Consider the following 13,933-nt stretch of genomic DNA (forward strand, 5'->3'; position numbering starts at 1 on the left):
GCATCGGCGGCGCCGACCCCGCGGGGGGCTCGGGTCTGATCGGGCTGCGTGACCGGGTGCATGCCCTGGGCGGGGCGATCGAGGTCAGCAGCCCCCCCGGGGAGGGGACGGCGATCGTCGTCGAGCTTCCGCTGCAGCCCGACTAGGGCGTGTCCGGTGGATCTTGTTCGATGAGAGCCGTGATCCAGGTGGTTCCTGGCGGCGCCGCTGGATGGCCCTCATACCGGGCGTATCCGGGCGATCCGGCGGTGTCGCCAGGGGCCGCCTGGGCGCGGCTATCGCGGACGAAGATCCGCCGGGCACGCCCTTAGTGGCGATCTGTTCCGTCCGCGGCACGGGCGCCGTCCTGGTCGGTGCTGTGGGCGGACCACTGGAGGAGGAATCGCAGCGCTTCCTGGGCCGGCGAGCCGGGCGGGGCGGTGTAGGCGACCAGGTGCTGATCGGGCTGGGTATCGACGGACAGCTGCTGGACGTCGAGGGTGAGCGCGCCCACGACCGGGTGGCGGTAGGTCTTGGTGAGCTGGCGCGGACCCCGCACCTGGTGACTGCCCCACCAGGCCCGGAAGTCCGGGTCCTGTACGCACAGCTCTCCCACCAGCGCCGTCACCCGGGGGTCACCGGGGTTGCGGCCGGCTTCCATCCGCAGCACCGCGACGCACTCGCGTGCGGAGCGCTCCCAGTCCGCGTACAGGGATCGGTACGCACCGTCGAGGAAGGTCAGCCGGATCAAGTTGCGCTCCCCCGCCGTCAGCGCGCCGAAGTCGGTCAACAGCGCGACCGCCGCACTGTTCCACGCCAACACGTCCTGGCGCCGGTTCAGCACCATCGCCGGGATGTCGGGCATCCCGTCAAGCACCTGCTGCAGCGCCCGGTCGACCTTCTGGCTGCCCGACGGTGGCCAGGTGGGAACGGCCGGCGCGACGTCGGTGTGAAGAGGTATCCGCGCGCGTCCGCAGCGAGTTGCAGCGCGTCCGCGAGGGCGTCGAGAACCGGGCGGGAGACCCTGAGGGTCCGGCCCTGCTCCAGCCGCACGACGTAGTCGGTGCTCACGTTCTCTTGGCAAAGAGGGTCCCGCCGTCGTCGTCTCCCACCCGATGAGCGGAGTGAAGGAGCAGACCGCGGGCCTCTACGCCGAACGCCTGGCCCGCGCCGGCTTCGTCGCCCCCGCCTTCGACGCCGCCTACCAGGGCGATAGCGAAGGGGTCCCACATCTGCTCGAAGACCCCGCCCACCGCTTCGAGGACATCAAGGCGGCCGTCACCTACCTCGGCCTTCGCGACGACGTCGCCCCCCGACCGCATCGGGGCACTCGGCATCTGCGCATCGGGCGGCTACGTCGTCCCCGCCGCAGCGACCGACCACCGGATCAAGGCCGTGGCGACGGTCAGTGCCGTCGACACCGGCAGCCTGTTCCGCGACGGCCTCGGCCGCACCCAGGACCCTCAGATCCTGCAGGGCATGCTCGACGCCTCAGGCGAGGCTCGCACCGAGGAAGCCCGCGGCGCGCCGGCGCGTCTCCAGCAGATCCATCCCGACACCGGCGAGCAGGCCAAAGCACTCGGGCAGCACGTCTACGACGGCTGGGAGTACTACCGAACCCCCCGTGCCCAGCACCCACGGTCGGAGAACCACTTTGTGCAGCGCAGCATCGACCTGATCGCTCAGTTCGACGCCTTCGGCCCCCTCTCTGTCAACGTTGGGCGAGTCACCTGATCGCACCCCGCCCACTGCTGATGATCGCCGGAACCAGGGCTGCCACCCCGTACCTCACGAGCGAGGCGATCGAGAAGGCACAGGGGCCGAAGGAGCTCTTCTGGATCGACGGCGCCACCCACGTCGACCTCTATGACAAGGACGAATACGTCCCCGGTGTCATCCCGAAACTGGCCCGATTCTTCGCGGCATAGCGGAGACGGCCGCCGGGGCCGCGGCGGCGCCGCCGGCATCGGTATCCCGCGCGACCCGGACCCCGGTAGGGCGTCGACGGAGGGTTCTCCCCACATCGGAACGCGGGTTGTCCCGGACAGCTGTAGGGACTGCTCGGTGTATCGAACCGCTCGTGCGGCACATCCTTCTGGGGTCGGAGTAGTCAACGGTCCGACCCGGTACCCGGAAGGAGCGGCGATCATGACCACCACAACTCTCCCCGCGTTGAGCAACCGGGACCGCGCCGTGCTCCGGGCGATCGCCGCGGACCGCTGCACCGTCACCGATGACGCCGGGCACGCGCTGACCGTCGACGGCCTGTCCTTCTGCGACCAGTTCGCGGGTGTGCGGCTGGCCCTCGCCGGGCTCGTGTCCGTTTCCGGCCCAGCGCCGCTCCGGCCGCGGCTCACCGCCGCCGGCGCGACGATGCTCGCCGCCGCATGAGCTCCCTTGCAGGAGGGGGTTGGCATCGGGTGAGCCGAGGACCGACACTGAGGCCCCAGAGCGGGGGCGACCCGCCCGCCGTGGAGTCGTCGGCCGGAGGACCGCAGCGCGATGAACGACCATCGCTGTCTGCCGCCGGCACCCGTCCGCGTCGGAGACGAGTACCCCTGCACGTGCCGCGCGCGGTACGTCTCGGTGCCCGCGTCCTCCGGGCCGGGAGCGGCCTCATGAGCAGGCGCATCCGGCCCGACCCGACGCGGCGGGCGCTCGTGACGGGAATCTGCGGCGCGGCGACGCTCACGGCCTGCGGCAGCGGGGGCGGGCCGACCAGTCCCCCGTCGGCGCCCGGTCCGGGCAGCCCCGCACCCAGCCCGACCCAGGCCGGTGGCTCGCCGTCGGTCGTGGCAAGGTCGGACATCCCGATCGGCGGCGGCACGGTCTTTCCCGACTACCGGCTCGTCGTCACCCGGCCCACGGCCGGGGACGTGCGGGCCTTCACCGCGATCTGCACCCATGACGGTTGCCTGCTCGCCACCGTCGCCGACGCGACGATCCAATGTCCCTGTCACGGGAGCAGGTTCGCCATCGCCGATGGCGCGGTCGTCCACGGCCCGGCGTTACGAGCGCTGACCCCGCGCAACATCGAGATCCAGGGCGACTCGATCATTTTGAATCCGTAAGTCGCCGGGCCGGGGACGCGCCGGGCGCAGATCTTGGATTTACCTTGAATATCTCTTCTACCGCCGATTACTGGCGGTACTCTTACCTGATTCCGGGGGGGAAAGGCGCCCGTGACATGACATACAGCCTTGGGGTCGATCTCGGAACCACGTTCGTGGCGGCTGCGGTGGCACGCTCGACCGGAGTCGAGATGTGCACTCTCGGTGACCGCACCGTGGTCATGCCCGCGGTCGTCTACGTGCGTGACGACGGCGGTGTGCTCACGGGAGACGCCGCCAACCGTCGTGCGGTCAGCCATCCGGACATGGTGGGCCGCGAGTTCAAACGCAGGCTGGGCGACCCCACGCCGATCATGCTGAGCAGCGTGCCCTACCCCGTCACCACCCTGCTCGGCGCGCTCCTGCGCGATGTCGTGCACAAGGTGGTCGCGATCGAGGGCGAGCCTCCGGAGCGGATCGTTCTCACCCACCCGGCCAACTGGGGCCCGTTCCGCCGTGAGCTGTTCGACGAGGTCCCGCTGGCCGCCGAGCTGCCGCCACCTCACATGGTGACCGAGCCCGAAGCCGCGGCCGCCTACTACGCCTTGTCCGGGCGGCTGGACGACGGCGAGACCGTGGCGGTCTACGACCTGGGCGGCGGCACCTTCGACGCCACGGTCGTGCGCAAGCAGGACGGGGCGCTCGGGATCCTCGGGACGCCGGAAGGCGTCGAACGGCTCGGCGGCGTCGACTTCGACGAGGCGATCCTGTCCTACGTCAACTACACCGCCGGCGGTGCGCTGAGCGAGCTCGACATGGGCGACGAGCAGACGGCCGTGGCGCTGGCCCGGCTCCGTCAGGACTGCGTCCTGGCCAAGGAGGCGCTGTCGCTGGACACGGAGACCGTCATCCCCGTGTTCCTGCCCGGCCGGCACTTCGACGTCCGGTTGACCCGTGCGGGCTTCGAGGAGATGGTGCGGGCTCCCATCGAGTCGACGATCGGGGCCCTCGCCCGGACCGTGCAGTCGGCCGGGCTGGCTCCTACGGACCTCAGCTCGGTGCTGCTGGTGGGCGGCTCGTCGCGCATCCCCCTGATCGCCGAGATGGTGTCGAAGGAGTTCGGTCGCCCGACCGTGGAGGACGCTCACCCGAAGTACGCGGTGGCCCTGGGGGCCGCGTCGATCGCGGCCGCGTCGATGCCCGCGCTACAGGGCGCGCAGGGCGGGCACGCCGCCCCGGCCATGCGCGTTGACGGCGTCCGCGCCGCTCCCCCGGACGGGGACGGCGCCCCCGCGCGGCCCGGGTGGGGTGCCGCCGGCGGTTCGGCACCCCGGCCACCTGCGAACGGTGCCGGTCCGATCCCGGCTCCCGCCAGTCCTCCCGTCTCCCCAGACGGGACCGGCCACGGCGCGGGCCCGGTGCCCGGCCCCGCGCGCGCGGGCTCGGGTGGGCCACCCCCGCGCGACCCGCCGGAGATGCCGGGCTTTCCCAGGTCAGAGCCGGAACCGCCGGCCCAACCCCTCGGGAAGCGCACCGGCATACGCCGCGTCCCCCTCGTGGCGGCGGCCATCGTCGCCGTGCTGGGCATCGCCCTCGTGTTCCTGCTGGGGCCGGGGCGCACCACGGAGACGCCCGTGCCGACTGACCAGGCCCAGCATGCTGGACACGCCCCGCCCGCAGTGAGCCCACCGGCGGCGACGCCGACCGTCGCGCCCGTCGCCAGCGTCGCACAGCCCACCGCGGCCGGGGCGATCCGCGTCGCGACGGGACCGCAGGCCGGAGCGGTGACGCCGGACGGCGCGTTCGCCTGGGTCACCAGCACGGGCAAGAAGGTGATTCCCGTGATCGACCTCGCCACGAACAACGTCGTCACGGAGATCCCGATCGCCGAAGGGCCCCCCGTCTACGTCGCGTTCACCGCGGACGGGCGCCGCGCGTACGTCAGCGTCCACGACGAGGCCAACCGGTCCCCCAACTCCGTTCTGGTGCTGGACACGCAGACGCGCGCCGTCATTGCGAGGATCCCCTCCGAGAGTTACCCCTTCACCATCACGGTCAGCCCGGACGGCCGTCAGGTGTACGTCCCCAACCACGACGCCGACCTGGTCTCGGTCATCGACACTGCCACCAACGAGGTGGTCAGGAAGATCAGGGTCAAACCCAACCCGCACGACGCGGCGTTCTCCGTCGACGGCCGCCGCGCCTACGTGGCCAATCACGCGTCCAACCTGGTGACGGTGCTGAACACGAAGAACGGGGCGATCCTTGCGGAGATCCCGGTAGGGCGCAGCCCGCACAGCATCTCTATGTCCCCGGACGGCTCGCGCATCTACGTCGCCCAGTACGACGCCGACTCCGTCGCGGTCATCGACCCGGCGGCCTACACCGTCACGGCGACGATCCCGGTGCAGCGGGAGCCCCAGTCCGTGGCGTTCGCGCCGGACGGCAAGCACGCCTACATCGCCAACTCCGGGAGCAACACCGTCTCCGTCATCGACACCGCGACCAACCAGGTCACCGCGACCGTCGGGGTCGGGCAGACACCGACCGACGTCTTCGTCGCGCCCGATGGGAGGCACACCTACGTCACGAACATCAGCTCCAACGAGGTGACGGTGCTGAACACCGGCGCGTGAGCCGGAAGGGGGCTGTTATCCGACCCGGGCGGGGTGGCGACGCCAGGACCGAAAGGAGAGGTCCCGTGGACACCGCGACCACCCGGAGCCGCCCGGACTGGACCGTCCCCCGCGCCTGGGGAGAACCCGACCTGAGCGGTGGGGTGTGCCCCATTCCCGTCCGGCCCGCGGTGCCCGACGATCGGGTGATGATGCTCGAGCCTGCGCAGGGCGCCGGCGACGCTCCCCCCACCGCCGCCGAGCACGGCACCGCCCCCAACCATCGCACCTCCACCCGCCTCCACGCCCCTCGGGAGGCGCGCCGCCAGGCGGAGCAGGAGCACTGGCAGCGCCGCCGCCTCCTGGAGCGACAGCTGCACGACGGCGCAGCACTGCGGATCTCCGCCCTCTCCCTGCAGCTCGGCTTGATCCGGCACCGGGTTCCCGACGCCGAACCCGACCTGCGAGCGTCCATCGACGTCCTCCAGGACGAGCTGCACGCCGTGCTACAGGAACTGCGCGACGTAGCAGGCAGGATCTACCCCCCGCTGCTCGACGAGGCCGGGCTCGGGCCCGCCCTGCGCGAGGTGGCCGACCGGGTCGCCACGCCGGTGCGGATCGACGCCCCGGAGGCGCGCTTCGGGCCGGCTGCGGAGGGAGCGGCCTACTTCGCTGTCACCGACTGCCTCGACGCCCTCGACGAGGGTGTGCCGCCGGTCGAGGTGCTCGTCTATCGGGACGGCGACGTTCTCGCCGTTGATGTGGCGGGCGTCGACGTCCGGCACGGCCCGCTGATGCACGACCGGGTCCATCGCATGGGCGGGACGATCGACGTGGAAGGCGGCCCCGGTATCGGAACGATCATTGCGAGGATCCCGTGCGAGTAGCGCTGGCCGAGGACGGAGCCTTGTTCCGCGAGGGGCTCCTGATGTTGCTGCAGGCGGCGGGCCACGAGGTGGTCGGTTGCACGGCCGACGGGAACTCGCTCGTCGACCTGCTGTCGACCCGCCCGGCCGACGTCGCCATCCTGGACATCCGCATGCCCCCCGAGCCCGACGGCGGCCTCGTGACCGCCGAGCGGTTGCGCGCGTTGCACCCCGACATGGGGTTGCTCTTCCTCTCCCACTACGCGGAGTCGCACTACCTCATGCGCATCCTCCAGATCGGCACCGACGCGATCGGCTACCGGTTGAAGGAGAAGGTGGGCAGCGTCGACGTCCTCACCGACACCCTCACGCGGATCGAGAGCGGCGAGATCGTCATCGAGCCGGTGCTGGCCAAGCGGCTGGTGGAGCGTCCCCGCGGCGACAAGAAGGGTGTCGTCGCCTCGCTGTCCGAGCGTGAGCTGGACGTGCTGCGGCTGATGGCCGAGGGCCGGTCGAACAATGGGATCGCCGCGCAACTCTTCGTCACGCCCAAGGCCGTGGAGAAGCACATCGCGAACATCTTCGGCAAGCTCGACCTGCACGCCGACACCGCTGAGCACCACCGACGGGTCCTGGCCGTGCTGACCTACCTGCGGTCGCAGCGCGACGGAGACTGAGGCTTGGCCTGGCTCGCCGGGGCCGTTAGCGTCATCCCGCGGGGCCGGAAAGGCGGGGCCGGAAAGGCGTCGGCGGGAACCGGTGGGCGTGATGAACCGGACGATCAGCGCGAGGATGCTGCGGGTACTCCTGGTCGCCTGCGGTGCTGCCTTCCTGCTCGTCGCCGTGGTGAGGGCAGGCGCCCTGATCCATGGACCCCAGCAGCTCGTGGTCGTGCTGCCGTTCGTGGCCGCGGGCCTCGCGGTGGTCGGGCTGGGCCTGGTGCTGCCCGTCGTCGATCGAGTCGTGGAGCGGCTGACCGGCCACCGCGAGGTGACCGCCTACTCGGCGCTGGCGGAGGCTGCCGCCCGCATCAGTGCCGGGTCACTGGAGCAGGCGCTGCCCGGGGTCGCCGAGGTCGTGGCGGGAGGCACGGGCGCCACCCGGGCAGTGCTGTGGCTCGCGGTCGGTGAGCGGCTGGTCGCGGGGGCGGCCTACCCACCCGCGCAGCCCGGTTCCGACAGCGGCCGCGGGCCCCCCTCGGTGGCCAACCTCGCCGTCCTGCTGGCCCGACCGGACACCGACCACGTCGTCCCCGTGCTCGACGGCGCGGTACTGCGCGCGGCGCTGGCCATCGAGAAGCCGAACGCTCCGATCACCCGGGCCGACCAGCGCCTGATGCAGGACGTCGCGAACGGCGCCGGTCTCCTGCTGCGCGGGGTGGCACTGAACGCCGAGCTCGCCGAACGGGTGCGGCGCGCCGACGCTCTCGCCGCCGAGCTGCAGGCCTCCCGGCAGCGCCTCGCCACGGCGCGCGAGGTCGAGCGCCGCCGGCTGGTGATGGAGCTCTCCCACGCGACGACCGACCCGATGGCCGCACTCCGTGCCGAGGTGGGCGGGGCCCGGAGGACCCTGGGCTCGGAGCCCGACGAAGCACCGGACAAGGCAGCATCTGCGCAGGAGATGCTGGCGCGCGCGCTGGTCGGGCTCGACGACCTGCTCGACCGCTTCCGGGTGATCGTCCGCGGCGTGTACCCGGCGGTGCTGCGTGACCAGGGCCCGGCCGCCGCGCTCGACGAGGTGGCCGCGGACCTCCCGCGGTCGGTGCGGCTGACCGGGGGGCTGACCGCGCGGCTGGACTGGGAGATCGAGTCCGGCATCTACTACGTCGCCGCCGCGGCCATGCACGAGCTCGCCGGCCGTCCGGCCGAGCAGGAGCTGGTCCTGCACCTCGAGCAGGCCGGCGGCCGGGTGACCGTCCTCGTCGAGGACCCGACGCCGCCCGTCACAGCCGAGCACCTGCGCACGGCGCTCGCCGACGACGTCGAGCGGCTCGGGGCGCTGGGCGGAGACCTGGAACTGAGCTCCTCCGGTGGAGCGGACCCTGAGCGTCCGGCCGCGGTCATGTTGCGCGCCTGGCTGCCCGAACGGCTCGAGCCGCTGGTCGAGAGCAGCGCCCGAGCGGAGCTGAGGGCATCGTGAACCCGGCGACGGCGGTCCGGACCGGGGCCGGCGCGGAGGTCGACGAGGGCTCTACCGTCCACGACCGGCGCCGGTCGCGGGCCGCCACCCTGGGCTACGCGGTGCTGCTGGCGGCCTGCGCCCTCTTCTCGCTGACGTGGCTCACCGTCGGCGCGATCGTCGCTGTCGCGGCACACGTGCCGCCGGTCGCCGCACATGTTGCCGCCGTCGCCGCAACTGGGAACGAATGGGCACGTGGCCTGGAGGCCGCGATACCGCGGGGCGAGCCCGCCGCACAGGCGATCGTCGACTATGCGTTCAGCCTGGTCAACATCGGCCTCGCCGCCGTGCTGCTGGCCTCCCGACGATCGAGCTGGTCCGCCCGGCTGCTCGCGCTCGCCCTGATCGGATCGGCGGGGGCGTTCAACCTGCAAGCGCATGCCGCGGCGGCTGCAGTGCAGGTCGCCACCGGTTTCGCCATCGGCGGGCTGCACCAGGTGGTCCTGCACGGTGTGGCCTGCGCGGCGTACATCCTCGCGCTGATGCTGTTCCCGGCGGACCGCATCCCCGGCTCCGGCGCGAGCGCCGCCCGCAACGTCGTCGTCGCCGCCGGTGTCGGGACGCTGCTGCTGGTCGGCGTCGGGACGGCGCTGCTGGCGCACACCATCAGCTGCGTGCTCTTCTTCGGCTTCGGCGTCCCGGTGGCCGGGCTGCTGGTGCTGCCCCGGCGCATCCGGCACGGGACGACCGTCGCGGAGCGGACGCAGGCCCGCCTGCTCTTCAGTGTGCTGGTGGCCGCCTTCGCGATCGTGATCGTGCTCGCGAGCATCTCGGTGCTGCTGTCGTCGATCGGCTGGACCGGCCTTGCCCTCGTCGACCCGACCGCGCACCCCGGCACCGCGCAACCGATCGCGCTGCTGTTCTGGTTCTCCCGGCTGGCCTGCGTCGCGGTCGCCGGGGCCATGCTCGTCGCGACCCGTCCGGGCGCCCTGTGGACCGCGGAACGGCTGTTCAGCCGGGGCCTGGTCGCGCTTCTCGTGACCGCGCTGATCGGCGCAGGCTACATCGTCGTCAACACGGTCGCCGGATATGCGCTCGACCCCGGAGCGGGCGATGGCGGGATCGCTGCGGCAGCGCTGGCCACAGGGTCCGCGGCGCTGGCGTTCCTGCCCGTCTACGTCTACGCCGAACGGCTGGTGGACCGGCTGCTCTACGGAACGCGGCCCGCCCCCTACAGCGTGCTCGCCGGCATCACCGCCCTCTCGCAGTCCGGCACCTCCGACGCCCCTGACCTGGAACGCGTCGCCGAGGCCGTCGGTCGTGGCCTGAGCGCCTCGACGTGCCGGCTGACCGTGATCAGGCCGGGCCTGCGCGACCGGACGTACACCTGGGCCAAGGGCGGAGCGCACGCATCCGACGAGCTCGTCGAGGTGCCGGTCAGACAGGGTGTCATGCGGATCGGGACGATCGAGGTCGACCACGCCGCCATCGCCGGCCTGCAGGAGCAGCGCCGGCACCTCCTCGAGGACATCGCCGACAGCCTGGGTGCCGTGCTGCAGGCGAGCCGGTTCGGGATCGAGCTGGAGCGCCAGCTCCGTGCGGCGCTCGCGCACGCCACCGAGATCGCCGACGCACGCCGAGCGGCCGCCGCCGAGATGGACGGCGAGCGACGCCGCATCGAGCGGAACCTGCACGACGGCGCCCAGCACCACCTCGTCTCGCTGCGGCTGACCCTCGGGCTGGTCGAACACCAGGTGTCCACAGGTCAGCTCGACCTGGCGCGCGGCCGGCTCGACCAGGTTCTCGAGCAGATCGACACGGCCGAGTCGGTCCTGGCCGAGACCGCGATGGGAGTGTCGTCGCCGCTGCTGGCCGAGCGAGGCCTCATCGGAGCGCTCGCCACGGAGCTCGGGGCGGGGCACCCACCCGTCATCGTGGACTCCGACGGCGTGGCTCCGGGCCAGCGGTTCCCCGCCGACATCGAGTCCGCCGTCTACTTCTGCTGCCTCGAAGCCGTCAACAACGCGCGCAAGCACGCGCCGGGCGCAGCGATCGGTGTGCACCTCTCCGTCGCCGACGCCCGCCTGCACCTCGTCGTGCGCGACGACGGGCCGGGCTGGGACCCGGCCGCCGCTTCCGGCTCGCCCGGGCACGGGCTGCGGAACGTGACCTCCCGTATCGGCGCCGTCGGCGGTCTGGTCCGGGTCCGCTCCGCGCTGGGCGCAGGCACGACCGTGGAGGGCTCCGTGCCGTTGCCGGACGGGTACGGCGACGACGGGCGCGCTCCCGCTCCGCACGCCGTCCCGGAGACGGCGTCCACGGACCTGCTCGACCAGGTCCGTCACGCGGTGCGCGTGGCGCATGGCCTCTACCAGGCCACCCGGCACGCGGAACCGCTGCGGGCGCTGGGTGCGCGGCTCGACGGGCCGGTGCGGGTCGCGGTCGTGGGACCGGCAGGCGCAGGGACGTCCACGCTGGTCGAGGCCCTTCGGCCGCCGACCCCGACGACCGGGCCCACGCTGATCGACCTGCCTGGGCTCGCCCTCGACGGTCGGGCAGGTCAGCCCGCCGATGCGTTCGTGGTGTTGCTGCGGCACCGCCGCCCCGACGACGCCGCGCTGTTCTCGCGACTGCTCGTCGGCGCCGGCGGGCACCGGCCGCCCCCGGCGGTCGGGGTGCTCGCCCGCGCCGACGAGGCCGTGGGCACGGCTCTGACCGACCCCGGCGTCGCCGAGCGTGCCGCTGCGGAGTGCGGAGCCCGGGCCGACGTGCGCCGCATCTGCCCCGTGGTGGTGCCGGTAGCGGGCCTGCTGGCGCGGGCGGCTGCCGCGACCCGGGAGGCCGACTACGCGGCGCTCGCGAGGCTCTCCAGGTCGTCCGACACCGCGCTCGCGCGGCTCGGTGCGGCGCAGTTCTCGCCGTCAGGTACCGGCCTGCCGGCAACGCACTCCCAGCGGGCCGACGTCGTCGCACCGGCACCCGCTGCGACCGTGCTCGGCGGCCCCGAGCTCACCCACCGGGAGCTACTCGACCGGTACGGGCTGGTGGGCGTCCGGCTGTCCATCGAGCTGATCCGGTCCGGGCGGGCCCCGTCGGCGGAGGCGCTCGCCGCGGCTCTGCTCTCGCTCAGCGGGTTGCCCCGGTTGCGCGAGCTGGTCGACACGCGGTTCGTTCGGCGGGCCGAGACGCTGAAGTCCCGGTCGGCGCTGTGGGCTCTGGACACCCTCGTTCGCAGCGATCCACCCCCCGGCGACTCCCGTCCACTTCTCTACCTGCTCGAACGGATCCAGTCGGGCGCGCACGAGTTCACGGAACTGGACCTCGTCGACGCGTTGCAGGCCGGGGAGCACGATCTGCCCGAGAAGGAGCGCCAGGCGGCCGAGACGCTGCTCGGCAGCTCGGGACCCGACCCGCGAACCCGGCTCTCGCTGGCTCCGGACGCCGGACCGCAGGAGGTGGCCCGGGCGGCAGCTGAGCAGCTCGCCCACTGGCGGCGCGTGGCCTCGCACCCCGCGGCGTCCACCGCCGTCCGGACCATGGGGCCGGTGCTGGTGCGCACGTGCGAGCGGCTGCTGGCAGGTGCGCAGTGAGCCTTTCCCAGTAGCGCCACCGCCGGCTCACCCGGGACCACCTTCAGCGGTTGAACGTTCGCGGACGATCTGGGTGCTCGAGTGTGCTGAGGAAGTCGGAGAACGCCCTATCTGTACGGGTGCTGTCGGCAGTGGCATCGAGGTCCATGAGGAGACCACGAATGACCGCGAGGACGAGGGTAGCGAGCTCCGGCCGATCGATGCTGCGCAGGCCTTCTTCGAGCGGCCCGAGCCAGTCGGTCGTCGCTACTCGGCGAAAGTCGGGCAACAGCTGCTGCGCCGCGCTTTCCCGCAACTGCCCGAACATCCGCAGATAGGGCCGCCCTTCGGGACCGGTTATGAAGGTCCAGGCGTTCGTCAGCGTGACGGTGTAGGGCTGGTCGGTTCGCACGCGCAGCAGGTCGCCGAAGGTGGTGAGCTGGCGTTGCCGCGCGTGCCCAAGGACGGCGCGCAGCAGGCCGTCGCGGGTGCCGAAGTGGTAGAGCAGCATGCGGGCCGAGGTGCCGGCGGCGCAGGCCAGCGGCTCGAGCCTGTCGGGCAGGCCGTGCTCGAGCGCGTGGTCGGTGCAAGCGTCGAGCAGCCGCTCCTTGATCTCGGGTTGCGGTCGCCGTCCCACCGGCGCACTTTTTCACGTAACTGCTGGTACGTCTACCGTTGATTGAACGGCAGTCGTGGTGAACGCGGAGGTGGCGATGAGGGTCGTGTTCGTGCACGGGGCGTGCGTGCAGGACGGGGGGTGGTGGTGGCACCGCATGACCGGGCTCCTGCAGGAGCAGGGGGTGCCGAGCGTGGCCCCGGCGCTCCCAAGCTGCGGAGAGGCCGGCGTGCCGGGAGGTGCTGGTGGCCCAGGGTTGACCGAGGACGTCGGCGCGGTGCGGCAGGTGCTGCAGGACAGCGACGAGCCGACTATCGTGGTCGCCCACAGCTACGGCGGCATCGTGACGGCAGAGGCGGCCGCGGGCGTAGCGTCGGTGCGCCACCTGCTGCTGATCTCTAGTTACCTGCCTGAGGTCGGGCAGAGCCTTTCACAGTTCGGCGACGGCACCCCCGCCCCGTTCCTCGACGTCGACCTCGACGCCGGGACGTTCGGGGTTCGCCCCGAGCTGCTGGTGGACACATTCCTGCAGGACTGCGACGCCGACGTCCAGGCCCAGGCGGCGGATCATCTCGCCGTTCAGAACGTGCAGGTGACCGGGCAGCCGGTTGGGGCGGCTGCCTGGCACGACGTCCCCTCGACATACCTCGTGTGCGCCCAGGACGCGGGCACCCCTGCCCGGTTGCAGCGCGAGTTCGCCCGCGGGGCCGGCCGTGTCGTCGAGCTCGACGCGGGCCATCACCCGTTCCTGTCTCAGCCCGTCGCGGTCCGCGACCTACTGCTTAGCCTGTAAAACGCCCGCGCCGGACAGCCGCCCCGCGCTACCGATAAGCTCAAACGTTTCCAGTCAGAAAGTGGACGTAGTAATCATCAGCTCCCGAGCCCGACGACGCAGCGAGTGTGGGCGGCGACCAGCTCGGGGGCATCCCAGCCGCGAGTCGCGGTGTCCGCGCCGGTCATCCCACATCTGGCGCAGACCCCGGACGCGTCGTGGATGACTTCTCGTCGCAGGATCGTCCAGCCGCCTTCGGCGTCGTGCGCGAACCTGTGGGTCTGGATGGCGTTCATGGCGGCTCTCCCGGCATGGGCGGCGAATCGGAGTCGCCGGCGGCGTGGCTTG

Annotated in this window: 14 protein-coding genes; 10 read left to right on the forward strand and 4 right to left on the reverse strand. The window is 72.3% G+C overall.

Translation table 11 applies throughout. The annotated features are described in order from the left end of the window. Positions 1-307: 307 nt before the first annotated feature. On the reverse strand, positions 308-844 hold the full coding sequence (locus ABD143_RS15715) for an MmyB family transcriptional regulator (RefSeq protein WP_343977991.1): 537 nt from the start codon (positions 842-844) through the stop codon (positions 308-310). 202 nt (positions 845-1,046) lie between these two features. After that, positions 1,047-1,316, reverse strand: a complete 270-nt coding sequence (locus tag ABD143_RS15720; protein WP_343977994.1) for a hypothetical protein — start codon at positions 1,314-1,316, stop codon at positions 1,047-1,049. A 58-nt stretch (positions 1,317-1,374) separates the two neighbouring features. Here ABD143_RS15720 and ABD143_RS15725 point away from each other — a divergent pair, with 58 nt between their 5' ends. The 9 genes from ABD143_RS15725 to ABD143_RS15765 all read left to right on the forward strand — a co-directional run bounded on the left by ABD143_RS15725 (position 1,375) and on the right by ABD143_RS15765 (position 12,218). Continuing rightward, positions 1,375-1,713, forward strand: a complete 339-nt coding sequence (locus tag ABD143_RS15725; RefSeq protein WP_343977997.1) for a hypothetical protein — start codon at positions 1,375-1,377, stop codon at positions 1,711-1,713. Positions 1,714-1,733: 20 nt separating this feature from the next. After that, positions 1,734-1,907: an alpha/beta hydrolase family protein gene (locus ABD143_RS15730; protein ID WP_343978000.1), complete on the forward strand. Its 174-nt coding sequence runs from the start codon at positions 1,734-1,736 to the stop codon at positions 1,905-1,907. A 220-nt stretch (positions 1,908-2,127) separates the two neighbouring features. Beyond that, entirely contained in the window at positions 2,128-2,370 is a 243-nt protein-coding gene (locus tag ABD143_RS15735; protein ID WP_343978004.1) for a hypothetical protein, read from the forward strand. Between the two features lie 227 nt (positions 2,371-2,597). Next, positions 2,598-3,050, forward strand: a complete 453-nt coding sequence (locus ABD143_RS15740; protein ID WP_343978007.1) for a Rieske (2Fe-2S) protein — start codon at positions 2,598-2,600, stop codon at positions 3,048-3,050. A gap of 116 nt (positions 3,051-3,166) precedes the next feature. Further along, complete coding sequence (locus ABD143_RS15745) at positions 3,167-5,665, forward strand: Hsp70 family protein (RefSeq protein ID WP_343978010.1); 2,499 nt, start codon at positions 3,167-3,169, stop codon at positions 5,663-5,665. A gap of 65 nt (positions 5,666-5,730) precedes the next feature. Beyond that, a complete protein-coding gene (locus ABD143_RS15750; protein ID WP_343978013.1) occupies positions 5,731-6,531 on the forward strand; it encodes a sensor histidine kinase in 801 nt (266 codons plus the stop codon). After that, on the forward strand, positions 6,522-7,187 hold the full coding sequence (locus ABD143_RS15755; protein WP_343978016.1) for a response regulator transcription factor: 666 nt from the start codon (positions 6,522-6,524) through the stop codon (positions 7,185-7,187). The genes ABD143_RS15750 and ABD143_RS15755 overlap by 10 nt, the downstream gene beginning before the upstream one ends. A 91-nt stretch (positions 7,188-7,278) precedes the next feature. Continuing rightward, positions 7,279-8,649: a sensor histidine kinase gene (locus ABD143_RS15760; RefSeq protein ID WP_343978019.1), complete on the forward strand. Its 1,371-nt coding sequence runs from the start codon at positions 7,279-7,281 to the stop codon at positions 8,647-8,649. Further along, complete coding sequence (locus ABD143_RS15765) at positions 8,646-12,218, forward strand: sensor histidine kinase (protein ID WP_343978022.1); 3,573 nt, start codon at positions 8,646-8,648, stop codon at positions 12,216-12,218. Before ABD143_RS15760 ends, ABD143_RS15765 begins: the two co-directional genes overlap by 4 nt. A 43-nt stretch (positions 12,219-12,261) precedes the next feature. Here the strand turns inward: ABD143_RS15765 and ABD143_RS15770 are convergent, their stop codons facing one another. Beyond that, positions 12,262-12,834 carry a TetR/AcrR family transcriptional regulator gene (locus ABD143_RS15770; protein WP_343978025.1) on the reverse strand — a complete coding sequence of 191 codons (573 nt, stop codon included), beginning with the start codon at positions 12,832-12,834 and terminating at the stop codon, positions 12,262-12,264. Positions 12,835-12,910: 76 nt separating this feature from the next. Between ABD143_RS15770 and ABD143_RS15775 the strand changes: the two genes are divergently transcribed. Continuing rightward, complete coding sequence (locus tag ABD143_RS15775) at positions 12,911-13,606, forward strand: alpha/beta hydrolase (RefSeq protein ID WP_343978028.1); 696 nt, start codon at positions 12,911-12,913, stop codon at positions 13,604-13,606. Between the two features lie 77 nt (positions 13,607-13,683). Here ABD143_RS15775 and ABD143_RS15780 read toward each other — a convergent pair whose 3' ends face one another. After that, a complete protein-coding gene (locus ABD143_RS15780; RefSeq protein WP_343978031.1) occupies positions 13,684-13,881 on the reverse strand; it encodes a hypothetical protein in 198 nt (65 codons plus the stop codon). Between the last annotated feature and the right edge of the window lie 52 nt (positions 13,882-13,933).

The organism is Pseudonocardia aurantiaca (genome assembly GCF_039526725.1).
Classification (GTDB): Bacteria; Actinomycetota; Actinomycetes; order Mycobacteriales; family Pseudonocardiaceae; genus Pseudonocardia; species Pseudonocardia aurantiaca.